Origin of the sequence: Xanthomonas nasturtii, from assembly GCF_023337365.3 — a bacterium.
GTDB lineage: Bacteria > Pseudomonadota > Gammaproteobacteria > Xanthomonadales > Xanthomonadaceae > Xanthomonas > Xanthomonas nasturtii.
In genome coordinates this window covers 3,082,272-3,105,157 of sequence record NZ_CP142084.2, presented here as the reverse complement: position 1 = coordinate 3,105,157, position 22,886 = coordinate 3,082,272, and the positions used below count along the sequence as shown (strand labels likewise).

The following is a 22,886-nucleotide window of genomic DNA, read 5'->3' as shown; positions in this document are numbered from 1 at the left end:
GATTATCCGCCTACTCGCGCTGGAAACGCGCGATCTGTTCCAGCAGGGTTTCGGCGCGGGCGACGCTGCGGCCGGCATGTGCGGTGTCGATACGTTCCAGCCAGGGGTGGCCGTTGTGCTGCAGCCGCCGATAGCCCAGCCAGGTCGCGAGGCCCCCGAGCACGCCGAGCACGCCGAGCAGCCCATTGCCCAGCAACCAGGCGTGCGGCAGCGACAGGCCGGTGAGCGCGCGCCACGCAGCATCCGCCACTGCCACCCACACCACCCAGAACGCCACGCCCAGCCATGGCGCGACACGCGTACGCCAGCGCCGCAACTGTGCAAGCGCGCGCTGTGTCTGCAGCAGCGGCCCGGCGAAATCCAGTTGCGACAACAGCCACAGTTGACGGGCCGCAGAGATCGCCAGCGCAACACACCACACGTGCAACAGCACTCCTCCGGCGATGGCTGCCGCCTGATCCGCCAACGTGAGCCAGCTGTGGGCAGTCACACCGCTCAGCGCGATGGCGCACAGCAACTGCGCCGACTGGCTCAGCCATAACGGGCGCAGTTGCCTACGCGCTGCGTGGCCGCGCATGTCGCCCAGCAATTGGCCGGTGAGCGCGGTCTGTTGCTCCAGGCGTTGTTCCAGCGACCGCCAGGCGAGGGCGATGTCATCCAGTTCCATGTCGCGCTCCGGTTGCGGATCGCTGTGGGTCAACGTTCGGCGCGCATGCGGGCTTTCAGGCGGCTGAGGTTGGTGGCGACGTTGGTTTCGCTGATGCCGAGCACCTCGCCGATATCGCGGTAGCTGTGCTGGTCCAGATAGAGCAGCAACAGCGCGCGGTCCAGCGGCGGCAGCTGCGCGATGAAGGCATGCAGCGCGTCCACCTGCTGCGCGCGCTCGGGGTCGTGCGCCAGTGGGTCGGCGATGCGCTCGACACCAGCGTCCAATGCGATCGGCTCGCCAAAGGTGCGGCGGCCGCGCAGATCGCTGATCGCCACGTTCAACGCAATGCGGTACATCCAGGTGGAAAACCGCCGGCTCCGGTCGTAGCTGGGAAATGCGCGCCACAGTTGCCTGGCGATTTCCTGCGCCAGTTCGTCGCGGTCGTTGCGGTCGTGGCAATAGCTGGCCCCTACCTTCAGGACGATGCCGCGGTGTTGCTGCAGCAAGCTGCTGAAGCGCGTGTGCAGGTCTGTGTCCAGGGGCATGGCTCCGTCCGGGGCGGGTGAGGGGATCGGCACGGCAGGATCATTCGCGCTGGCGGGCAATTCCTCACAATCTGAATGGACTGTCACGAAAATTTCGACAGCAGGGGGCCTGAGGAGGCACACTATGCAGCTTTGCGCCTGCCGGCTCCGTGCGGCGCTTCCGGAGTTACCAATGACCCAAGAATCTCCCGCGCCGCTGCTGTTTGCAGACCTCGGCCTCTCGGACGCTGTGATGAAGGCCGTCGCCAACGTCGGCTACGAGTCCCCGTCGCCGATCCAGGCTGCCACCATTCCCGCGCTGCTGTCCGGCCGCGACGTGCTCGGCCAGGCGCAGACCGGTACCGGTAAGACCGCCGCGTTCGCACTGCCGGTGTTGTCCAACGCCGACCTGAATCAGCTCAAGCCGCAGGCGCTGGTGCTGGCGCCGACCCGCGAGCTGGCCATCCAGGTTGCCGAGGCATTCCAGAAATATGCCGAAGCCATTCCCGGCTTCCGCGTGCTGCCGGTGTACGGCGGCCAGCCGTACGCACAGCAGCTGAGCGCGCTCAAGCGCGGCGTGCATGTGGTGGTCGGCACCCCCGGCCGCGTGATCGATCACCTGGACCGCGGCACCCTGGACCTGTCCCAGCTCAAGACGCTGGTGCTGGACGAAGCCGACGAAATGCTGCGCATGGGCTTCATCGACGACGTCGAAGCGGTGCTGAAGAAGCTGCCGGAAAAGCGCCAGGTGGCGTTGTTCTCGGCCACCATGCCGCCGGCCATCCGCCGCATCGCTCAGACCTATCTGAAGGACCCGGCCGAAGTCACCATCGCGGCCAAGACCACCACCTCGGCCAACATCCGCCAGCGCTACTGGTGGGTGAGCGGGCTGCACAAGCTGGACGCGTTGACCCGCATTCTCGAGGTCGAGCCGTTCGACGGCATGATCATCTTCGCGCGCACCAAGGCCGGTACCGAAGAACTGGCGCAAAAGCTGCAGGCACGCGGTCTGGCCGCGGCCGCCATCAACGGCGACATGCAGCAGGCGGCACGTGAGAAGACCATCGCCCAGCTCAAGGACGGCAAGCTGGACATCCTGGTCGCCACCGACGTGGCCGCACGCGGCCTGGACGTGGAGCGCGTCAGCCACGTGCTGAACTACGACATCCCGTACGACACCGAAAGCTATGTGCACCGCATCGGCCGCACCGGCCGTGCCGGCCGCAATGGCGACGCCATCCTGTTCGTGACCCCGCGCGAAAAGGGCATGCTGCGCTCGATCGAACGCGCCACCCGCCAGCCGATCGAAGAGATGCAGCTGCCCAGCGTGGATGCGGTCAACGACACCCGCGTGGCGCGTTTCATGACCCGCATCACCGAGACCCTTGCCGGCGGCCAGACCGAGATGTACCGCGATCTGCTGCAGCGCTACGAGACCGAAAACAACGTGCCGGCGATCGAGATCGCCGCTGCCCTGGCCAAGCTGCTGCAGGGCGATTCGCCGTTTCTGCTGACCCCGCCGGTACGTGGCGCGCGCGAGGAATTCACCCCGCAGCGCAACGAGCGTGCCGACCGCGGCGACCGTCATGACCGCGGTGAGCGTGGCGAGCGCCCGCGTTTCGAGCCCAAGTTCGAGCGCGGCCCGCGTGCCGACGGCGAGCGCGCTGCGCGTCCGCCGCGTGGCGACGATGCCGGCGGCGAGCGTCCGCGTCGCGACCCGGTTGCCCCGCGTGGCGAGCCGGAGTTCGGCATGGAGAGCTACCGCATCGAAGTGGGCCACACCCACGGTGTGAAGCCGGCCAACATCGTCGGCGCGATTGCCAACGAAGCCGGGCTGGAAAGCCGCTATATCGGGCGTATCGACATCCAGGACGATTATTCGATTCTGGATCTGCCGGCCGACATGCCGCGCGAACTGCTGACCCACCTGAAGAAGGTCTGGGTGTCCGGGCAGCAGCTCAACATGCGCAAGCTGGAAGAGGGCGAAGCGGCCGCGTCGCCGTCCAAGCCGCGCTTCCCGCGTGGCGGCAAGCCGTCCGGTCGCCCGAACGGCCCCGGCCGTCCGATGGACCGTGCCGGCGCACCGCACCGCAAGGGTCCGCCCAAGCCGCGCGGCGAGTAAGCACGGCTGGCGTCGCCTGCGGCAGCAGCCAGCAGGCGGCGTCGATGCCTAGTATCGCTATGCACTTAGATGCATAGCTGGGCCGTTAAAGCGCTCGGGCACCTCGCCCAGCGGGCGATCAGGCTGTTTCAGCCAGCGTCGCTAACCTGACCCGCAGCCCGCCAAGCGTGCACTGCCATACAGACCGGGCCGTTGCGGCCGCTACTGCCTTCAGGCACCCAGTGGGCGCCTGAATCGCACTGGGGCGGCGAAGGACGGATGGCGATGGCGCAGGCAGCACGCGGCAAGGGCAGTGGGAAGACCATGCACATGGTGCGTGGCTGGCTCACGCTTCCTCTGGCGCTCTTGATCGGTATCGCCGTGTGCATGGCGGTGGTGTCGGCGCTGGTGATCGAAATCCAGTCCGGTGCGACCGCCTGGATCGTCGGGCAAAGCCATTGGTCCAACGCCCAGCAGGAATCGGTGTACTGGATGGAGCGCTATCTCGGTAGCGGCGATCCGGCCGACCTGCAGGCGGCTTGCCGCGCGCTGGAAGTGCCGCTGGGCGACCGCGCGGCGCGCGTGGCCATCGAACAACCGGTGATCGACTGGGACGCGGTCTACGCCGGTCTGGCCGCTGGCCGCAATGCCCATCAGGACGTGCCGCAAATGGTGCGGCTGTATCGCTATGGCCAGCAGTTTCCGTATCTCGGCGACGCCATCGCGCTGTGGAAGCACACCGACGCCGGCATCCTGCAGCTGAGCGCCCTGGCCGACCGTGCCGCCTCGGTGCAGGCCACCAGCCGGCCCGACCCGCGCGCGCTGCAGGCACTGCGCGACGAACTGCATCTGCTGGACGGCCGCATGCGCCGCAACGCGGCCGAATTCCTGGTGCAGCTGACCCGCTGCGCGCGGCTGCTGCACGATGTGATGGTGGTCTGCAGCCTGGCGACCTTGCTGCTGGTGTTGACCACCTGCGTGCTGGCGATGCGGCGCATCCGCGATTACCTGCTGTCGCACGAGGGCCGCTTCCGCACCGCGTTTCAGCAGGCGGCGCTGGGCATGGTCAAGTTCGATCTGCGCGGCCATGTGCTCGACGCGAACGCATCGATGGCCAACATCCTGCATTACCGGCCGGAAGAGCTGCAGGCCTGCACGCTGGCCGAGGTGATGCATCCGGACGACATCGCGCTGGACAGCCGCGGCATGATCGATTGGCCCAAGTTGCTGCAGTCCGGCGAGCTGCGCTTCCTGCGTGCCGACGGCGGGGTGATGTGGGGGCGCTGGAGCGCCTCGCTGGTGGAGCCGGGGCCGGAAGAACCGACCCTGGTGCTGGCGGTGATCGAAGATGTCTCGCACGCGCACGAGCTGGCCGGCGAAGTGGCCTTCCACGCGCGTCACGATGCGCTGACCGGGTTGATCAACCGCCACGAAATCGAACGCCGGCTGCTGCGTCTGATCGAGCTGCCGCTATCGCCGCAGGTGTGCCACGCGCTGTGCTTTGTCGATCTGGATCATTTCAAGCTGGTCAACGACACCTTCGGGCATGCGGTCGGCGATAAATTCCTGTGCCATTTCGCCGATGTGATCACCATGCAGTTGCGGCCCGGCGATTGGTTGGGGCGCCTGGGCGGCGACGAGTTCGCCATCCTGTTGGCCAATACCGATCTGGTGCAGGCGCAAGCCTTGTTGGAGCGCATGCACGGCGTGCTTGGGCAACCGTGGAGCCATCAGGGTGGGCGGCCGTTGACGCCGAGTTGCAGTTTTGGCGTGGTGGAAGTGCGCGCGGGCGCCAGCGACGTCAACGCGTTGATGACTGCCGCCGATCTGGCCTGCCATGCAGCCAAGGAAGAGGGGCGCAACCGTATTCGCTGCTTCAACGAAAACGATCTGGCGCTGGCGCAGCGCCGCCACGACGGTGGCTGGATCAGCGCGGTGCAGCAGGCCATCGCCGAACAACGCTTGCTGCTGTACGCACAGAAGATTCAGGTGCTGAGCGACCCTGGGCGGCTGCAATACGAGGTGTTGGTCCGCATGCGCGCACGCGACGGGCGGGTGCTGAGCCCGGGCGAATTCCTGCCGGCGGTGGAGCGTTACGGCTTGGGGCGCATGGTCGATGCATATGTGCTGGAATCGTTATGCGCGCAGTTGTCGGCCAACCCGATCCATGTCGCGACGCTGGATCTGTGCCACGTCAATCTGTCTGCGCAATCGATCGCGCAAGCGGATTTTCTCGATTTCGTCTGCACGTTGTTCGAGCGCTACCCGGCGCTGGTGCCGAAGCTGTGCATGGAGATCACCGAGACTGCGGTCATCAGCGATCTGGAACACGCGCAGCGCTTCGTGCAGAGCGTGCGCGCGCGCGGCTGCCATGTGGCGCTGGACGATTTCGGCAGTGGCCTGGCCTCGTTCGGCTATCTCAAGCAGTTCACCGTGGACGTGTTGAAGATCGACTGCGGCTTCGTGCGCAATTACGCGCACGATGCGGTGGATCGCGCGGCAGTGCATTCGATCGCCCAGGTGGGGCTGGCGCTGGGCATCGAAGTGGTGGCCGAAGGTGTGGAATCGGAAGCCGATATCCCCGGGCTGCGCGACGCCGGCGTGGGCCAGGTGCAGGGCTTCAGCCTGCACCGTCCGTGCCCGCTGGAAGACCTCATCCACATGCCGCAAGCGCTGGTGGCGGTGTCTGGGTAAGAGCGCATCGGCAAACGGGCACGCGCAGCGCCAGGCGGATGCCGCGTGTACGCGCAGATGGCAGGCCGTGCGCCATGCCACTTGCCGGCCTCGGCAACTGGCATGGCGCACGGCCTGCGCTAAATCGCCGATAATTGGCAGATGACGACTCGACTCAACAAATACATCGCCGAAACCGGCTTCTGCTCACGCCGCGAGGCCGACCGCCTGATCGGCGAACGGCGGGTGACCGTCAATGGCGTGCCCGCCGGCACTGGCGCAGTGGTGGGCGAAGAAGACACCGTGCTGGTGGACGGCCAGCCGCTGCGCACGCGCGAGGCCAAGAAGCTCGGTGGCCGCAAGCATGTCTACATTGCGCTCAACAAGCCGGTGGGCATCACCTGCACCACCGAAAGTTCGGTCAAGGGCAACATCGTCGAATTCGTCGGTCACGAGCAACGCATCTTTCCGGTCGGCCGGCTCGACAAGGAGTCCGAAGGGCTGATCCTGATGACCAGCAACGGCAACATCGTCAACGAGATCCTGCGCGCGGAAAACCGCCATCAAAAAGAATATCTGGTGGCGGTCAACAAGCCGGTCACCGACGAATTCCTGCGCGGCATGGCGCGCGGCGTGCGCATCCACAACGAGACCACGCTGCCGTGCCGCACTGCCCGCATCGCAAAATTCGGCTTCCGCATCGTGCTGGAGCAGGGCTTGAACCGGCAGATCCGCCTGATGGCCGCCGAGTTCGGCTACCGGGTGACGCAACTGCGCCGGGTGCGCATCGACAACATCAAACTGGCCGCGCTCAAGCCGGGGCAGTGGCGCAACCTCAGCGATGCGGAACTGCGCGGCCTGCTGCCGCAACGCACCGACTGGTAAACAGCTTTGACGGGCCGCCCGCGCTGTCGCGCGGTGGGCGTAGCCGGTGTTCGGAATCGGCAGGTGGCATTGCGGTATCGCCGTGTTTCTGCGTTGCCCGCACCTGCGTGGCGACTGCTCGCCGGGCGGTGGATCGCGGAGTGACAGGCCACTTCAACAGAGCCGACGCCGGCCTGAACGGTGCGCACGCAGGCATGCGGCGTGGGGCGCCTCCCGGTAGTGGCGCTTTGTGGGCTCCGGCATACTTTCACCGATAACAGCCAGCGGGGGCGGGCAGTGATCAAACCGGAATTGCCGAGCAACGAGGCCGAACGGCTCGCCGCGTTGCGTCAGTACGCGGTGCTGGATTCGCCAGCCGAACGCGCATTCGACGACCTGACCATGATCGCGTCCACGCTGTGCGAGACGCAGATGGCGGCAGTGGTATTGGTGGACGAAGACCGGCAGTGGTTCAAGTCTGCGCACGGGGCGCCGCGCAGCGAGGCGCCACGCGATATCTCGTTCTGTGCGCACGCGATCCTGCGCCCCGACGAAGTGCTGATGGTGGACGACACCTTGCTGGACCCGCGCTTTCACGACAACCCGATGGTGGTCGGCAGTGCCGGGGTGCGCTTCTACGCCGGCGCGCCGCTGGTGAGCAGCCAGGGCATGGCGCTGGGTTCGCTGTGTGTGTTCGACCAGACCCCGGCGCATCTGCGCGAGGACCAGCGCGAAGCCCTGCAGGCATTGTCGCGGCAGGCCTCGCACTTGCTGGAGCTGCGGCTGGCCGGCAAACAGCTGCGCCAGCAATTGCACGAGCGCGATTGGTACGAGCAACAGATGGCCGGCTATTACGCGGCGATGGACGCGTTGAACGCCGATCTGGTCGAACAGACCCGCACCGACCCGCTGACCGGCCTGCCCAACCGGCGCGCGTTTGCAGTGGCACTGGCGGCGGCCACCGAGCAGACGCGCGCGGCGGGGCAGCCGTTATCGGTCGCGTTGCTGGACGTGGACCATTTCAAGACCGTCAACGATGTGCACGGGCACGACCAGGGCGATGTGGTGCTGCGCGAACTGTCCACGTTGTTGCGTGCGCATGTGGCCGGTGCCGGCACCATCGCCCGCTATGGCGGCGAAGAATTCGTGCTGCTGCTTCCCGATGCGGATCTGCTGCAGGCGCGCGTGCAGTGCGAGTACCTGCGCCAGAGCGTTGCGGTGATGACCATCGCGCTGCCGGTGACGGTGAGCATCGGCGTGGCAACGCTGCATCCGCAGGAGAGCGTGGAAGCGGTGATCAAGCGCGCCGACCAGGCCTTGTATGCGGCCAAGCGTGGCGGGCGCGATCAGGTGGTGGCGCTGGAGTAGATCGGCGTGTGTTGGGTGCGCCGTGCAGGTCAGTTGACGATCGTCTTCGCTTCGGCCGTCCCCAGCAATTCCGGGTGTACCACCTTGCGCCGACGTTCCAGTACCGGATGCAGGAACACCGCGCCGAGAATGATCGCAACGCCGAGATAGAACTGCAGGGTGAGTTCGCGTTGTTCGCCCAGCAGCGCGATCGCCAGCACGATGGCGTAGACCGGTTCGAGATTGGTCACCAACTGCACCGAGTAGGCGCTGAGATGGCGCAGCGCCACCAGCGCCAGCGCAAACGGAAGCAAGGTGCAGGCCAGCGACAGCGCCAGCAGCAACACGCCATCGTGCAGGCTGGGCACAACCAGTAGATCGCCATGCAACGCCGGCAGCAGCAGCGGCATCGCCGGTGCGAGCAGGGTCAAGGTCAGTGTGCCGGCACCCAGTTCCAGCGCGGTGACGGTGAGCGGGTCGGCATGCGCCACCATGCGCTTGTTGAGCGAGCCGAACAGCCCGACGAACACCGCCGAGATCGCGCCCACCACCACGCCGGCACGCATGCCGTCCGGCACCCCACCCACCACCAGTGCCACGCCGGGCAGCACGGCCAGCCCGAACAACAGCTCGCGCGGTCGGAACGGGCGCTGCGTCACCCACGGCTCGATCACGGCCGTGAATACCGGTGCCAGCGCGATACAGGTCGCCGCCACCGACGCATTTGCCAGCTTGATCGCGCCGTAGAAGGTGAGCCAGTGCAAGGCGACCAGCGCGCCGATGCCGCAATAGCCCAGCACCACGCGCCCGGAGAGGCCGCGCAGCCCGCGCCACACGCGCGGCCACAAGGCCAGCGCCGCCACCACGATCAACATGCGCCACCACACCAACGGCAACGCCTGCAGCGTGATCAATTTGCCCAGGATCGCGGTGATGCCCCAAAGCAGCACGCAGAAATGGATTTGCAGTTGCGCCTTGCGCAGGTCGGTCGTGGGCATGCGCCATTGTCGCCGAAAAGTGGCGCAACGCCGCCAAGCGGCGAGCGGATCGTTGCCGACAATGGCAAGCTCGGTTCCCGCTGCGCACTAAGCCCCTCTCCCCCCGGGAGAGGGGTTGGGGTGAGGGTGAGGCTTACCCATAACCCTGCACCATCCGCTGAGTCGCTAAAGCTCAAATCACAGTAAACATCTCCAGCTTTCCGCACGACATCGGTGACTAAACGGCCACAGCGATCAACGGCACGCCGGAGACTTACGCAGTCGTCGCACACCACAACGCCTTATCCACACGCAGCATCGTCTAGATGCATCTGCCACACGCACAGCCGCCTGCAACGCCAGCGACGCACTAACCCGGCGGCAGCGCTTTCAACAACGCTATCGCCGCCGCCGGGTTGCGCTCTTTCGCCGCACTGATGAAAAACACGAAGACCTCGCGTGGCTGACGTGCCGGCGGGGCTGTCGCGTCCACATGCGGCAGATCGGCCGGGTCGTCGCCGCGTCGCCAGGCCTGGATACGCTCTGCCCAGCGTGCCAACGCCGGCGCCGGATACCCTGCGTGCAGCCGCGCCTGGCTGCGCATCAACCGTGCGTAGACGAAGTCGGTAGACAGATCGGCAAACGACGGATGCTCCTCCGAATCGGTGAACACGGTGGCCACACCATGGTCACGCACCAAGGCCAGCAGCGATGTATCCACCGCGTCGTGGTCGCGAATCTCCAGCACATGGCGCAGCGCACGCGTGCCTGCCCGCTTGGGCAATAACGACAGAAACGCGTCCAGATCGTCGGCCTGCAACCGATGGCCTTGCTCGAATTGCCACACCAGCGGCCCAAGGGTGTCGCCGAGCTCGACAATGCCGGCGATGAAATCCTCCACCTGTGCCTTGGTGCCGGCCAGCTTGCGCGATTGGGTGATGCGGCGCGGCGCCTTGGCCGAAAACACGAATCCGGGCGGTACTTCATCGCGCCACTTTGCGTAGGTGGCCGGCTTCTGCGTGCCGTAATAGGTGCCGTTGATCTCGATGGCGGTGACGTGGCGGCTTGCGTATTCCAGCTCGCGGCGCTGCACCAGTCCCGCCGGGTAGAACATGCCCGCGCGCCATGGTGCATACACCCAGCCACCGATGCCGATGTGGATGCCGTCGAGGGCGGGCGGGGCGGAAGCGAACAGATCGGTCATTGCGTGGATACTCGCTGACAGGGGCGCGCGCCATTGCCGGTGCTGCAGCGGAGGCAACGCGCGCGGGCCGATCATAGCGGCGGCGCACGCGGTGCGCTGAGATGGTGGCGTCGCGTGCATTGCCGGTTGCGCGATGCAATGGCAGAGCCTGCATGTGGCGCACCGGCGTCTCTTTGTTCTGTTGTCGGCTGGCGTGTGGACACCGCCAGCGCGGGTGCGCATCAGAACGGCCAGCACGCCGTAAGCAACGCAGGTGATGCCGCGCGCCGGCAACCTCCATGCAAGGGCGCAACGAAGTGCTGCCCGCGTGTGCACACTACCGCCGCCTGCGTGCCTGTGCGGCACGTCACTCGCCGCCCGCGCGCGGGCGGACCCGGCTACCATGCCAGCTCTGCCGCGCGAGATCGCCCCAATGACCTGGACTACGCCCGATCTATGTGACCGCTACCCGGAAGTGACCGTCGCCGAGCCGCTATTCCGTCATTTCGGCGGGCGCACGGCGTTCTCCGGGCCGATCGCCACGGTGCGCTGTTTCGAAGACAACTCGCGGGTGCGCGAGCTGGCCGCAACGCCGGGCGATGGTCGCGTGCTGGTGGTGGACGGGCAGGGCTCGCTGAAGCATGCGCTGCTGGGCGACCAGATCGCCGCCAACGCGGTCGCTAACGGCTGGGCCGGCGTGCTGATTCACGGCTGCGTGCGCGATGTGGACATTCTGGCCACCCTGCCGCTGGGGGTGCTGGCGCTGGCGGCCTGCCCGCGGCGCACCGAACGGCGCGATCTGGGCGATGTGGAGGTGCCGGTGAATTTTGCCGGCGTGGCCTTCGTGCCGGGCCATTGGCTGTATGCCGATGCCACTGGTGTGCTGGTGGCGCCGCAACCGTTGTCGCTGGATGGTGGCAGCGAATCGATCTGACCGAAAACCCTGAGGGTGACGCAGTGACCTTGAACCGATGGCTGAGTGGGGGCGTGCTGATGATGGCAAGCTTGGTGACGACAACGCACGCGGCCGACCTTCCCGCCGGCATGCAGCAGTTCGATGCGCAGATGGAACGCGTGCGCAGACAGTTCGATGTGCCCGGCATTGCGGTGGCCATCGTCAAGGACGGCCAGGTGGTGCTGGAGCGCGGCTACGGCGTGCGCGAGACCGGCAAGCCTGCGCCGGTACAGGCCGACACGCTGTTTGCGATTGCCTCCAACACCAAGGCATTCACTGCCGCGTCGCTGTCGATTCTGGCCGACGAAGGCAAGCTTTCGCTCGACGACAAGGTCATCGACCACCTGCCGTGGTTTCGCATGTCCGACCCGTATGTGAGTGGGCAAATGCGTGTCCGCGATCTGCTGGCGCACCGCAGCGGCCTGAGTCTGGGCGCAGGCGATCTATTGTTCTGGCCCACCACCAGCTACACCACCGAAGAGGTCGTGCAGCGCCTGGCCAGGGTGCCGCTGAAGGGCGGCTTTCGCGACCGCTACGCGTACGACAACATCCTTTACGCGGTCGCCCAGAAGGTGATCGAGCAGGTGTCCGGGCAACCCTACGCGGCGTTCTTGCAGCAACGCATCTTCGGCCCGGTGGGCATGCACGGCACACGCTTCAATGCCGACCATCTGCAGCCCGGCGATAACGCCGCAGTAGGGCACGCCAAGTACGACTTCACCGACCTGCGCACGGTGGCGCCGCTGACCTGGTCCAACAACTCCGGGGCCGGCGGCATCTATTCCAGTGCGCACGACATGGCGCTATGGATGAATGTGCAACTGGCTGGCGGGATGTTGCCCGATGGCAAACCGTTGTTCAGCGCCAAGCGCCAGCAGGAGATGTGGTCGATGATCACACCGATCCCGATCGCCGAGGCGCCGGTGCCCGAGCTTGCCGCGGCGCGGCCGAACTTCGCCGGTTACGGCGAGGGTTGGAGCCTGAGCGATTACCGCGGCCATCGCCTGGTCTGGCATACCGGCGGCTGGCCCGGCATGGTGTCGCGTCTGACGCTGGTGCCGGATCAGAAACTGGGCGTGGTGGTGTTGACCAACCAGGAAGTGGGCGCGGCGTTCAATGCGGTGACGCTGCAGGTGCTGGACGCGTTCCTGCAGGTTCCAAGCACCGATTGGACCGACGCGTACGCCAAGGCCGTGGCCAAGGCAGACAGCGAGGCCGACAGCAGCTGGAAGAAGCATCAGGACGCACGCGTTGCACGCTCGACGCCGTCATTGCCGCTACGCGGTTATGCGGCGACTTATCGCGACCCCTGGTATGGCGATGTGGTGATTCGCCAGGAAGGCAAGCGCCTGCGTCTGCAGTTTTCCAAGACAGCGCAATTGGTCGGCACCCTGGAGCATTGGCAGCACGACAGCTTTATCGTGCGCTGGGACGACCGTTCGTTGAACGCCGATGCCTTCGTCAACTTCGCACTGACGCCCGATGGCGCGGTGCGCGAGATGCGCATGGAGCCGATTTCGCCGCTGACCGATTTCAGTTTCGATTTTCAGGACCTGGTGTTGACGCCGGTGCGGGAAGCCTCGGCCGCGTCGAAGTGACATGCGCTTGAGACGGTGTGACAGGGAGCGTTATCGCGCCCGCTGTTTCGTGGACCCGCCTGCCACCGATGACGTCGGCGGGTCTTTGTAGAGCGACATAACGTTTGGGCTGCCGCCATTGCAACAGCCGCGCTGCTACCACCCACCGGCGCTGCTCGTTATGATCCGCGCACTTCTCAAGGATGTCCCAGCACGCATGACCACTCCGCAGATGTCGGTGTACTTCTTTTTGCAGGCCGCAGCGATCCTGCTGGTGTGCCGGTTGGTCGGCATGCTGGCCAAGCGCCTGGGGCAACCGCAGGTGGTGGGCGAAATGATTGCCGGCGTGATGTTGGGGCCGTCCTTGTTCGGCTTGCTGGCGCCAGGCGCGCAGGCAGCCTTGTTCCCCAAGCAGACCATGGACGTGCTGTACGTATTCGCGCAATTCGGCGTGGGCCTGTACATGTTCCTGGTCGGGACCGATTTCCGCAGCGACCACTTTCGCGCGCGCTATCGCAGTGCGATGAGCGTGTCGTTGGCCGGCATCGCGGTGCCGTTTGCGCTGGCGTTCGCCATGTGCCCGTGGCTGCTCGACGTGGACGGCCTATTCTCGGAAAAGGCCAAGCTGATGGAAGCCTCGCTGTTCCTGGGCGCGGCCATTGCGATCACCGCATTTCCGATGCTGGCGCGCATCATCCACGAGCGCGGTCTGACCAATAGCCCCCTGGGCACGCTGGCACTGACCGCCGGCGCGTTCGACGACGCCGCCGCCTGGTGCATCCTGGCCGTGGTGCTGGCCAGCTTCGGCGGCAGTTGGGGCAGTGCCTACCTGGCCATCGGCGGCGGCGTTGGCTATGCGTTGTTCATGATTTTCGTCGGCCGGCATCTGCTCACGCGGCTGGCCGATCACGTAGTGCCGGGCCAGCCGCTCAGCAACAGTGTGCTGGCGGTGGTGCTGATGCTGTTCTGCCTCAGCGCCTGGGCGATGGATGCGATCGGTATCCATGCGGTGTTCGGCGGTTTCCTGCTCGGTGTCTGCCTGCCGAGGGGCGCATTGACCGAGAAGCTGCGCGAGATGATGCAGCCGTTCGTGGTGGTGTTGCTGCTGCCGTTGTTCTTCACCTATTCGGGCTTGAAGACCCAGCTCAGCGTGTTGCTGCAGCCGCAGATCATGCTGGCCGGCGTGGCGATCCTGGCCGCATCGTTCATCGGCAAGGGCGTGGCGTGCTGGGCCGCAGCGCGTGCCACCGGCGAGAACAATCGCGATGCCATGGCGATCGGCTCGCTGATGAATGCACGCGGGCTGATGGAGCTGATCATCATCAATATCGGCCTGCAGGCCGGGGTGATCGAACAAGGCCTGTTCTCGGTGCTGGTGCTGATGGCGATCCTGTCCACGTTGATGGCTACGCCGCTGTTCAACTGGATCATGCGCCGCCACGCCAACGTGAGCGATGCGGTGCCGAGTTTGCAGCAGCGCTGAGGGGTCTTCATCGATGCCGCTGTCAGCGGTTGCGGCATGACTGCTTCGATGGGGTACAGCGAGACCTTGATGCTCGCTGGGATGCGAGGCACAGAAGGCGCGTTGGCGTATGCGGTGTCGCGCTGCTTGCGGGCATCTGCGCAGTATCGTGTCGCTGTGCTGTGGCGCTGACGTGTCAGCCTCCAGGCTAGGTGACCGAGCTGTTCCACTTGCGTACGTTTGCACGCAGGATCGCCCTCGGCAGCGCGCGCATTTGCGGTGTCCAGTGCGTGGCAATGCGCCCGGTCGCGCGTCGCTGCATACTTGCGGTGCAAACAGGTAGCCAAGACACGATGACCAAAGCAAAAAAGAAAGCTGCACAGCCGGTGCTGCCAGCACCTTCGCCGGTCTATCAGCTGCAGGTGTCGCTGGTGGACAGCACGCCGCTGATCTGGCGGCGCGTGCAGGTGACGGGGGCGGTGCGCCTGGCCACGCTGCATCGCGTGTTGCAGGCGGCGATGGGCTGGAATGCGGTGCATCCGTACGAATTCGACCTGGGCGGCGGCCGCTATGGCGAAGCCGGGCTGGATGTGCCGGAGCGCTCCCGGCTCAAGCACGCCGCCCGCGTCAGCGTCGAAAGTGCGGTGGGCGAGCTGGAATGGTTCGACTATTTCTACGGTGCCGGGGCCGGCTGGCAGCACCGCGTGCAGGTCGAGGCGATCCTGCCGCCGGATGCCGGCCTGCGTGTGGCGCGCTGCCTGGACGGCGCCAATGCCTGCCCGCCGGAAAACAGCCAAGGCCTCCAGGCCTACCAGGCACTGCTGCAGATCATCGCCGACCCGGATCATGCCCAGCACGTGCAGGAGTTGGCCACCTTGGGTGGGCGCTTCGATCCGGGCCATTTCGATCTGGCCGAGGTCAATCGCCTGCTTGCGCGTGTCCGCGAGTGAGCGGTTGAACCCTCACCACATGCGGTGAGGGCTGGGCCATGCATGGCGCCGGCAGGCGGAATCGATGCGGCAGACGCGTTGTCTGTCGCGTGCATCGCGGCCTGCCACGCGTGTGCTGATGCGACCGTCCGACACCGGCGCCACTGCAGCTTGACGCCCGATCGGCTAGCCTGACTGCCCGGTTTTTCCCGAAAGTGTCTGCGATGTTCCGCTGGTTCGAATCCCTGATCGATATCTTCCCGCCCATCGAGCGGGAGATGCCGCCACGCAGCGTGTGGCGCTTTTATCTGCATTATCTGCGGCCGTTATGGCCGATATTGCTGGCCACCTTGATCGCCGGGCTGCTGCTGGCGCTGGTGGAAGTGGCGATGTTCGACTTCCTCGGCCGCATCGTCGACATGCTGTCCGACAAGCCGGGGCCCGACTTTTTCCGTCGCCACGCGGGCGAGCTGATCTGGATGGCGGTGATCACGCTGGTGGCGCGGCCGTTGTTCACCGGCCTGCACAACCTGCTGGTCAATCAGGCGATCGTGCCCGGCTTGAGCAACCGTTCGCGCTGGCTGATGCACAACTATGTGGTGCGCCAGAGCCTGGGCTTTTTCAACAACGATTTCGCCGGGCGCATCGCCAACCGGGTGATGCAGACCGGCACCTCGTTGCGCGAATCGGCCGTGCAGATGGTGGATGCGCTTTGGTACATCGTGGTCTACACCGGCAGTGCGCTGTGGTTGTTCGCGCAGGCCGACCCCTGGCTGATGGCACCATTGCTGATCTGGCTGGTGGTGTATGTGGCGCTTATGGCATTCTTCGTGCCGCGCATGAAGGCGCGTGCGTGGGTCGCATCGGATGCGCGTTCCAAGGCGACCGGTCGCATCGTCGACGGTTACACCAATATCTCCACGCTCAAGTTGTTCGCCCATGCCGGCCGCGAAGAGGCCTATGTGCGCGATGCCATCGACGAGCTGGCAGTGAAGCATCGCGGGCAGACCCGGGTGACCACCGCGATGGATACCGCCATCGCAGTGGCGAACGGCTTCCTGATCGTGGGCACCTGCGCGCTTGCGCTGTGGTTGTGGAGCCGCGGCCAGATCAGTGTGGGCGCAATCACCTTGGCCACCGGTCTGGTGATCCGCATCCACAACATGTCCGGCTGGATCATGTGGACGGTGAACGGCATCTTCGAAGACATCGGCACCGTGCAGGACGGCATGCAGGCCATCTCGCAACCGGTGCAGGTGCAGGACGCACCGCATGCGGTGCCGCTGCGGGTGACCCAGGGGCAGGTGCAGTTCGAGCACATCCACTTTCATTACGGCAAGCGCGGCGGCGTGATTGCCGGGCTGGATCTGCAGGTGCGCGCCGGCGAGAAGATCGGCCTGGTCGGGCCATCCGGTGCTGGCAAATCCACCTTGGTCAACGTGTTGCTGCGGTTATACGACCTGGAGCAGGGCCGCATCCTGATCGATGGGCAGGACATCGCAACAGTCACGCAGGAAAGCCTGCGCGGGCAGATCGGCCTGGTCACCCAGGACACTTCGCTATTGCATCGCTCGATCCGCGACAACTTGCTGTATGGCCGGCCGCAGGCCAGCGAGGCGCAGATTCTCGATGCAGTGCGCAAGGCACGCGCCGACAGTTTCATCGACACGCTGATCGACGGCGAAGGCCGCAGCGGTTTCGACGCGCATGTGGGCGAGCGCGGGGTCAAACTCTCCGGCGGTCAGCGCCAGCGCATTGCGATTGCGCGGGTGCTGTTGAAGGACGCGCCGATCCTGATCCTGGACGAAGCCACCTCGGCACTGGATTCGGAAGTGGAAGCCGCGATCCAGGACAGCCTGGATGCCCTGATGGGCAACAAGACCGTCATCGCGATTGCGCACCGTCTCTCCACCATCGCGCGCATGGACCGGCTGGTGGTGATGGACGGCGGGTGCATTGTCGAGACGGGCACGCACGCGGAACTGATCGCCCATGGCGGCCTGTACGCGCGGCTATGGGCGCGGCAGACCGGTGGATTCGTTGCTGCGGATGCGTGATGGAAAGCTGTTCGCACGCACAGCGTGGCAGGGAAGTACGTGTTCGCAGCGTGCCAGAAAGACGTTAGCAACTGCGACACAAGCCCCTCTCCCGCCGGGAGATGGAGTTGGGGTGAGGGTTCGGGGCGAAGCCACTTGGTGTGTCACTTCTGAATGCGCGTGGCAATGCGTTCGGCCTTGCAGGCGGTGACAACCTTGCGAGGCGCCCCTCATCCGCCCATGCGGGGCACCTTCTCCCCCATGAAGGGGGACAATGCCCCGGCGGGAGAAGGTCGCAAGCAGTTCTTCATTCGTCTGCAGTGGCAAGCCCCTCTCCCGTCGGGAGAGCAACTGTCTTGATCAACTGGCGGCGCTAGCCGTCAGTTGATCTCGCATCTTGGCGTTGAGGATGACCAATAATTTGCGCATCGCCGCCACGAGGGCGACCTTGCCCGCTTTGCCCTGCGTGCGTAGCCGCTGGTAAAACTCGCGCAGGGCCGGGTTGAAGCGCACCGCCACCAGCGCCGCCATGTACAGCACTTGCCGCACGCAGGCGCGTCCTCCCCAGATGCTGCGGGCACCGCGCAACGTGCCGCTGTCGCGTGCCAGCGGCGCCACCCCGACCAGTTTGGCGATCGCCTTGCCGGTGAGACGGCCCAGCTCGGGCAGCTGCGCCGCCAAGGTCGCGACCAGCACCGGGCCGACGCCCTTGACCTGGACCAGCACCTCCAGCTCGGCTCGTGCAGCCACCTGTTGGGCGATGCGCGCATCTAGCTCCGCCAGCTCTTTTTGCCATTGCCGCACGCCGGCTTGCGCCCGCTTGCGCAGCCACGCATCGGTCAGTTGAGACAGCCGCTGGCGCTCTTGCTGCACCATCGCCAACACCTGCGTGCGGCGCTGCTGGTACTCGCGCAGCTGATGGCGCCAGCCTTCCAGCGGCTGGTAGGGCGTGAGTGATACCACCATCGCCATCTGCGCCAGCACACGCGCATCCAAGGTGTCGGTCTTGGCCAGTTGGCCGATGGCCTTGGCAAAGTCACGCGCTTGGCGAGGGTTCACACGCGCCACCGGCAGGCCGGCCGCATGCAGCGCATCCAACGCTGCCAGTTCGTAGCCGCCCGTGGCCTCCAGCACCACCTGGTGCAGCTCCATGTGTCCCAGCCAGCTGCGCAGCTGGCGCAGACCTGCCGCCGTGTTGGGGAAGCGCCGTTCGCCTTTGCAGCCATGCACATGCACATCCAACCACTGCTTGCTGACATCGATACCTACGCCGTATGCCATGGAAAAACTCCGCTATGCTCGAAGGGTCGAGAGCTCTCCTGGGCTGCCCAGCCTGATCGTTACGAGTGCCAACTCCAGCAACTGTTCGGGCGTTTGCCAGGAGATCCCGGCGTGGCGACCTCGCTCTCCCGCGGCTGTTTAGACCTGTGGGTTATCGGTCGACCACGCCGGCTCTCGACACCTAATCTGGCAGATCGCCAAGAGATAAGGGGTTGGGGTGAGGGTTCGGAGCGAAGCCACTCGCCAGTTGGGCTACACGAGGCTTCGCCCGTACCCTCATCCGCCCCTTCGGGGCCCCTTCTCCCGATGGGAAAAGGGGATTCATCACTCGATCGGCTGATCCAGCATCAGTTCGCGCGCAAAGCGCACCGGTGGCGCACCGTAGGACAGCATCTTGTCGTGATAGGCCTTCAGATTGAAGCTGTGGCCCAGCTTCTTCTGCACTGCCTTACGCGTGTCCAGATGTTCCTGCACGCCGACGAAGTAGGTCGGCAGCTGCGCGGACGACAACTGCGCACGCACCCACTTGCCCGCCGCTTCGCTTTCCTGCTGGAAGGTGTCGTGGGTCATCAGGTGCATCGCCCTGTCGCGATCCCAGCCGTCCACGTGCACGCCCTGGTCGAGGATGGCATTGGCGATGGTGCGCAGGTAGAACTTGAGCTGCACCAGGTGGAACAGCGGGTCGTTATCCAGATAGCCCTGCTCCTGCATCATGCGCTCGGTGTACACCGCCCAGCCTTCGGCAAACATGCCCGAACGCAGCACCGCGCGCAGCGTGGAGGGGAACTTGGCCGAATGCCAGCCTTCCAGGTAGTGGCCCGGCGTGCCCTCGTGGATGCTGAGCAGATGGATCATGCGGGTGTTGTATTCGCGCAGGAACGAATCGACCTGCTTGTCGTTCCAGTCGTCGGGAATCGGCGACACCGCATAGAACGTCTTCAGATTCTTGTCCAGCGGGCCGGGCGAATCGCAATACGCCACCGCCACGCCCCGCTGGAATTCCGGCATCAGGATGATGTCCACCGGCGAATCCGGCAGTGTCATCAAATCTTTCTGGCGCACGAACTCGGTGGATTGCGCCAGCGCCGCCTTGGCGGCGTCCACCACCTTGTCGCGCGCCGGCTTGTCGGCATAGGCCAGTTCCAGCGCTGCTTCGATCGCCGCTTGCTGCTGGTCGTCGTTGGGCGATTCCGGCAACTTCGGAGCGCCGGGCTTGTCCTTGAGCACGGTGCGCGCGATGCCATACATTTCGCTGCGCACGCGCTTGAGTTCGGACTCGGCGCGCTGCTTGATATCGGCACGCGACAGCGACGACAGCAGCGCGAATTTCAGTTTCTGGTCGTATTTTTCCGCGCCGACGCGGAAGTCGCCCTTGGCATTGGGCACCAGCACGGTGTCCAGCCAGGTCTGCTGCTCGGCCACTGCCTTGCGCAGGTTGTCGATGGCCGCCTGCGCGCGCGCCGCTTCGATGGGGCCGAGCTGGCCGATGTTGGGCGCGATGAAGGTATCGACGATGCTGAGGATGCCCTTGTTCTGCTTGGCCACCGTTTCGGCGTGGATCTTCGGCACGCGCGCCGGGTCCAGGTTCTCGCGCGCCTGCGCAAAGATGCTCGGGATTTTTTCCATGCGCTGGGTGGCTGCGGCAAGGCGTTCGGGCAGCGGCGCGAACTCGCGCGCCATCAGTCCGTACAACGCGCTGCCGGCCAGGCCGTTATAAACCTGCGGGTCCCAGGCCCAGCTTTGCAGCACTTCGGTATTCCAGATTTCCGACTGCAGCTGGTTGCGCAGGATCGCCGCATCGACCTGGTTCTCGCGCGACAGCGTGGCCACGTCGATGGCCTCCAGTTCGCCCAGCAGCTTCTTGCCGGCGTCCAGGCTGCGCTGGCGGCCGGCCGTGCTGAGATCGTCGATCTGCGCGTCGAAGCGGTGGTCGCCGGTCTGGGTGGCGGTCACCGGCGACAGCTGCATCCAGGTGTCCAGCGCCTGTTTGGACAACGCCGCAAAGCGCGCATCCGGGGTCTGTGCGTCCTGGGCGGTAGCAGCGGTGGTGCCGGCTTGCGGCGATTCGGGCTGTTGCTGGCAGGCGCTGAGGCCGGCGATCAGGGCAAGGACAAGCAGGCGTTGATGCATTGTGGGTCCTGGTGGAATCAAACCGCCAGCATAGGCATCTGCGCGTGTGCGCGCATCCACCACTGGTGTAGAGCAGCCAACAAAACGAAGGCGCTCATCGCCAGGCGGGCACGGCCGCGGCCAGGCATCGGCATCTGCCGCGCCCACACTGCGGCCCTGAGCGCGCCGTGCACGCCCATCGGGCCACTGCTCGCTACGTTTCGGGAGCCGTTTGCCCTGCCAGCCGGACACTGCCGCCAACCGCCCGGTGCACAGGACGGCGCGCGTTACGGGAGCGATCGCTCGTACACTCCGGTTCCCGGGCGCCGCCCGCCAACCAGGCGGCGCGCACGTCACATCATGCCTGCCACCTGCACGGTGGCCTGTTCCGAGGAGGATCACATGCACTACGCCGGTAGCTGTCATTGCGGACGCATCGCGTTCGATCTGCAGACCGAAGCACCCATCACCGAGGTCTACGACTGCAACTGCTCGTTGTGCCGCCGACGCGGCGGTTTGCTCTGGTTCGGCACGCGTTCGCAGCTGCAGCTGCGCGCCGAACCGGAAGCGGTGGGCAGCTACCGCTTCAATCAGCAGCATATCGATCATCATCATTGCCCGCAGTGCGGCATCGCGCCCTTCAGCGAAGGCCTCAACCCCAAAACCGGCGAAATGGGCGTTGCCGTCAACGTGCGTTGCCTGCCGGCTCTGGAGCTGACCGGGCTGCAGGTGCACGCGGTTGATGGAGCCAGCCGATGAGCCGCACCATGCGGCGGTATGCCGCGCTGGTGTTGCTCGGATGGGCGCTCTGCGGTTGTGCGAAGCATCAAGCGGAGATGGCGGCAGACGGCGGTGCTGCGCCGGCGGCGCCGCCTGCACCGCTCGCCTCGTCTGGCAATGCCTTGGCCTACGAGCACGACGTGCGCATCGAACTGCCCGCCGACCAGATCGACCAGCGCATTGCCGCAGTGCGCACGGCCTGCCAGAGCGCGCAGTTCGGTGATTGCGCCTTGCTGGCGGTGGAGCAGGAAGGCGGGCGCGACCCCAACGGACGCGTCAGCGTGCGCCTGGCGCCGGACGGGATCGAGCCGATGGTGCAATTGGCCGGGCAACACGGCGATGTTGCCGCGCGCAGCACCCGTGCCGAAGACCTGGCGCAGCAGATTGCCGACACCGGCCTGGCCCAGGCACGGCTGCAAAAAGAACATGCACGCCTGCTCGAATTGCAACAGCGCCGCGATCTGGCGGTGACCGATCTGCTGGCCTTGTCCAAGCGGCTGGCGGAGATCGAAGCCGAAGCGCAGCAGACCCAGCAACAGGCAGCGCAGCAACAACGCCGCGTGCGCACGCAGTTGCTGACGCTCAATTTCCGCAGTACCGGCGGCGAGCAGGGCAGGGGCGAGATTGCCCAAGCGACCGCAGAGTTCGGCCAGGTGTTTTCCAGCAGCGTGGCGTTCGTGATCCGCGCAGTGGCGGCGCTGCTGCCGGTGGCGGTGGTCGCAGTATTTGCCGGCTGGTTGCTGCTGCAGGCATGGCGCTGGCGCGCACGTCGCCGCCGGATGCCTTGAAGAACCCGCAGCTGCCCGGCACTGCTGTGCAGCTGCGGGGTTAACTGATCTGTAAAACTGCTGGCGGCGCGCGTGTGTTGCGTAGGCCTGGAACAGCCAACAAAACTACTGCTCGACCACTACGCGAACGCCACGTTGGCGCGGTCTGTGTTTCTGCGGCATGTACCACCAGTACACCCGGATCATGAGCGCGTCGCGCGCACCACTTGACGACCACTCGCTACGGTTTGTCAGCCGCTCTTCATACAAAAGCCGCCGTATCGGCGCGGCACGCAGATACGGCGATGACGTACGTCAGTGCAGAAGCGCGATTGAACCAGGCAGCAAACATCTGTGCAACGAGGCTCAACGCAGCTCAGCCTTCGTCGACTTCGTATTCCACAAACACGTCCAGCTGCAGGGCCAGCTCCTGCACCGCGTCGCGCACCTTCTGTGCGGTGGCTTCGTTGCCGGCTTCCACTTCGAACTCGTGGCTGCCCGGACCTTCATCGTCTGACAGGCCGGCCGAGCTGGAATCCTCGTCGTCCAGATGCGGCATCAGGTCATCCACTTCTTCGACGTGCTCGATGCCTTCGATGCTTTGCAGCAGATTGGCAATGGCACGTGCGTCGTCGTCGGTGCCGGTGATACGCATGCGAAGGGTAGGCATGG

At 65.6% G+C, this 22,886-nt stretch carries 18 protein-coding genes and 1 other RNA gene; 12 read left to right on the top strand and 7 right to left on the bottom strand.

From position 1 onward, the window contains the following. Positions 1-10 precede the first annotated feature (10 nt). Positions 11-667 carry a hypothetical protein gene (locus M3O59_RS13530; RefSeq protein ID WP_116905452.1) on the bottom strand — a complete coding sequence of 219 codons (657 nt, stop codon included), beginning with the start codon at positions 665-667 and terminating at the stop codon, positions 11-13. A 29-nt stretch (positions 668-696) separates the two neighbouring features. Next, entirely contained in the window at positions 697-1,194 is a 498-nt protein-coding gene (locus tag M3O59_RS13525; protein ID WP_116905399.1) for a sigma-70 family RNA polymerase sigma factor, read from the bottom strand. A gap of 172 nt (positions 1,195-1,366) precedes the next feature. Between M3O59_RS13525 and M3O59_RS13520 the strand changes: the two genes are divergently transcribed. The 4 genes from M3O59_RS13520 to M3O59_RS13505 all read left to right on the top strand — a co-directional run bounded on the left by M3O59_RS13520 (position 1,367) and on the right by M3O59_RS13505 (position 8,179). Beyond that, positions 1,367-3,295 (top strand): DEAD/DEAH box helicase, encoded by a 1,929-nt coding sequence (locus tag M3O59_RS13520; protein ID WP_064630568.1) that lies wholly within the window; start codon positions 1,367-1,369, stop codon positions 3,293-3,295. A gap of 264 nt (positions 3,296-3,559) precedes the next feature. Continuing rightward, on the top strand, positions 3,560-5,968 hold the full coding sequence (locus tag M3O59_RS13515; protein ID WP_147308461.1) for a putative bifunctional diguanylate cyclase/phosphodiesterase: 2,409 nt from the start codon (positions 3,560-3,562) through the stop codon (positions 5,966-5,968). 141 nt (positions 5,969-6,109) lie between these two features. Further along, the gene (locus tag M3O59_RS13510) at positions 6,110-6,832 is read left to right on the top strand and encodes a pseudouridine synthase (RefSeq protein ID WP_064630566.1); all 723 of its coding nucleotides are present in this window, start codon (positions 6,110-6,112) and stop codon (positions 6,830-6,832) included. Between the two features lie 276 nt (positions 6,833-7,108). After that, on the top strand, positions 7,109-8,179 hold the full coding sequence (locus M3O59_RS13505; protein WP_116905398.1) for a GGDEF domain-containing protein: 1,071 nt from the start codon (positions 7,109-7,111) through the stop codon (positions 8,177-8,179). A gap of 29 nt (positions 8,180-8,208) precedes the next feature. Here the strand turns inward: M3O59_RS13505 and M3O59_RS13500 are convergent, their stop codons facing one another. Together M3O59_RS13500 and M3O59_RS13495 are read right to left on the bottom strand one after the other, a co-directional pair. Further along, the gene (locus tag M3O59_RS13500; protein WP_116905397.1) at positions 8,209-9,156 is read right to left on the bottom strand and encodes a DMT family transporter; all 948 of its coding nucleotides are present in this window, start codon (positions 9,154-9,156) and stop codon (positions 8,209-8,211) included. Between the two features lie 349 nt (positions 9,157-9,505). Continuing rightward, a complete protein-coding gene (locus M3O59_RS13495; protein ID WP_064630560.1) occupies positions 9,506-10,339 on the bottom strand; it encodes a DUF72 domain-containing protein in 834 nt (277 codons plus the stop codon). Between the two features lie 412 nt (positions 10,340-10,751). Here M3O59_RS13495 and rraA point away from each other — a divergent pair, with 412 nt between their 5' ends. The 5 genes from rraA (at position 10,752) to M3O59_RS13470 (ending at position 17,298) form a co-directional block, all read left to right on the top strand. Next, entirely contained in the window at positions 10,752-11,252 is a 501-nt protein-coding gene (gene rraA / locus M3O59_RS13490; protein ID WP_064630558.1) for a ribonuclease E activity regulator RraA, read from the top strand. Between the two features lie 23 nt (positions 11,253-11,275). Beyond that, positions 11,276-12,871: a serine hydrolase gene (locus M3O59_RS13485; RefSeq protein WP_181920489.1), complete on the top strand. Its 1,596-nt coding sequence runs from the start codon at positions 11,276-11,278 to the stop codon at positions 12,869-12,871. Between the two features lie 196 nt (positions 12,872-13,067). Further along, positions 13,068-14,333, top strand: a complete 1,266-nt coding sequence (locus M3O59_RS13480; RefSeq protein ID WP_064630685.1) for a cation:proton antiporter — start codon at positions 13,068-13,070, stop codon at positions 14,331-14,333. Positions 14,334-14,665: 332 nt separating this feature from the next. Further along, a complete protein-coding gene (locus tag M3O59_RS13475) occupies positions 14,666-15,262 on the top strand; it encodes a plasmid pRiA4b ORF-3 family protein (protein ID WP_249054423.1) in 597 nt (198 codons plus the stop codon). A gap of 203 nt (positions 15,263-15,465) precedes the next feature. After that, the gene (locus M3O59_RS13470; RefSeq protein ID WP_249054424.1) at positions 15,466-17,298 is read left to right on the top strand and encodes an ABC transporter ATP-binding protein; all 1,833 of its coding nucleotides are present in this window, start codon (positions 15,466-15,468) and stop codon (positions 17,296-17,298) included. Positions 17,299-17,637: 339 nt separating this feature from the next. Here the strand turns inward: M3O59_RS13470 and M3O59_RS13465 are convergent, their stop codons facing one another. Continuing rightward, positions 17,638-18,558: an IS110 family RNA-guided transposase gene (locus M3O59_RS13465; RefSeq protein ID WP_373418975.1), complete on the bottom strand. Its 921-nt coding sequence runs from the start codon at positions 18,556-18,558 to the stop codon at positions 17,638-17,640. A gap of 324 nt (positions 18,559-18,882) precedes the next feature. Beyond that, a complete protein-coding gene (locus M3O59_RS13460) occupies positions 18,883-20,688 on the bottom strand; it encodes a DUF885 domain-containing protein (RefSeq protein ID WP_064634719.1) in 1,806 nt (601 codons plus the stop codon). A gap of 339 nt (positions 20,689-21,027) precedes the next feature. On the opposite strand from M3O59_RS13460, the gene M3O59_RS13455 reads away from it, so the two are divergent. The 3 genes from M3O59_RS13455 to M3O59_RS13445 all read left to right on the top strand — a co-directional run bounded on the left by M3O59_RS13455 (position 21,028) and on the right by M3O59_RS13445 (position 22,471). Beyond that, positions 21,028-21,426 (top strand): GFA family protein, encoded by a 399-nt coding sequence (locus tag M3O59_RS13455; RefSeq protein ID WP_116906250.1) that lies wholly within the window; start codon positions 21,028-21,030, stop codon positions 21,424-21,426. Next, the gene (locus tag M3O59_RS13450) at positions 21,423-22,235 is read left to right on the top strand and encodes a DUF4349 domain-containing protein (RefSeq protein ID WP_116906249.1); all 813 of its coding nucleotides are present in this window, start codon (positions 21,423-21,425) and stop codon (positions 22,233-22,235) included. Before M3O59_RS13455 ends, M3O59_RS13450 begins: the two co-directional genes overlap by 4 nt. 160 nt (positions 22,236-22,395) lie before the next feature. Further along, positions 22,396-22,471, top strand: a non-coding RNA gene (locus M3O59_RS13445) — sX9 sRNA. A gap of 119 nt (positions 22,472-22,590) precedes the next feature. Here M3O59_RS13445 and M3O59_RS13440 read toward each other — a convergent pair. Beyond that, positions 22,591-22,884, bottom strand: coding sequence for a hypothetical protein (locus M3O59_RS13440; protein ID WP_064634722.1), 294 nt, complete (start codon positions 22,882-22,884; stop codon positions 22,591-22,593). Positions 22,885-22,886 lie beyond the last annotated feature (2 nt).

Coding starts and splice junctions, on each gene's coding strand:
- M3O59_RS13500 (WP_116905397.1), bottom strand. CDS start 9,156: ATGCCCACGACCGACCTGCGCAAGGCGCAACTGCAAATCCATTTCTGC.
- M3O59_RS13455 (WP_116906250.1), top strand. CDS start 21,028: ATGCCTGCCACCTGCACGGTGGCCTGTTCCGAGGAGGATCACATGCAC.
- M3O59_RS13480 (WP_064630685.1), top strand. CDS start 13,068: ATGACCACTCCGCAGATGTCGGTGTACTTCTTTTTGCAGGCCGCAGCG.
- M3O59_RS13495 (WP_064630560.1), bottom strand. CDS start 10,339: ATGACCGATCTGTTCGCTTCCGCCCCGCCCGCCCTCGACGGCATCCAC.
- M3O59_RS13470 (WP_249054424.1), top strand. CDS start 15,466: ATGTTCCGCTGGTTCGAATCCCTGATCGATATCTTCCCGCCCATCGAG.
- M3O59_RS13460 (WP_064634719.1), bottom strand. CDS start 20,688: ATGCATCAACGCCTGCTTGTCCTTGCCCTGATCGCCGGCCTCAGCGCC.
- M3O59_RS13465 (WP_373418975.1), bottom strand. CDS start 18,558: ATGGCATACGGCGTAGGTATCGATGTCAGCAAGCAGTGGTTGGATGTG.
- M3O59_RS13450 (WP_116906249.1), top strand. CDS start 21,423: ATGAGCCGCACCATGCGGCGGTATGCCGCGCTGGTGTTGCTCGGATGG.
- M3O59_RS13530 (WP_116905452.1), bottom strand. CDS start 667: ATGGAACTGGATGACATCGCCCTCGCCTGGCGGTCGCTGGAACAACGC.
- M3O59_RS13475 (WP_249054423.1), top strand. CDS start 14,666: ATGACCAAAGCAAAAAAGAAAGCTGCACAGCCGGTGCTGCCAGCACCT.
- M3O59_RS13520 (WP_064630568.1), top strand. CDS start 1,367: ATGACCCAAGAATCTCCCGCGCCGCTGCTGTTTGCAGACCTCGGCCTC.
- M3O59_RS13440 (WP_064634722.1), bottom strand. CDS start 22,884: ATGCCTACCCTTCGCATGCGTATCACCGGCACCGACGACGACGCACGT.
- M3O59_RS13525 (WP_116905399.1), bottom strand. CDS start 1,194: ATGCCCCTGGACACAGACCTGCACACGCGCTTCAGCAGCTTGCTGCAG.
- M3O59_RS13510 (WP_064630566.1), top strand. CDS start 6,110: ATGACGACTCGACTCAACAAATACATCGCCGAAACCGGCTTCTGCTCA.
- M3O59_RS13515 (WP_147308461.1), top strand. CDS start 3,560: ATGGCGCAGGCAGCACGCGGCAAGGGCAGTGGGAAGACCATGCACATG.
- rraA (WP_064630558.1), top strand. CDS start 10,752: ATGACCTGGACTACGCCCGATCTATGTGACCGCTACCCGGAAGTGACC.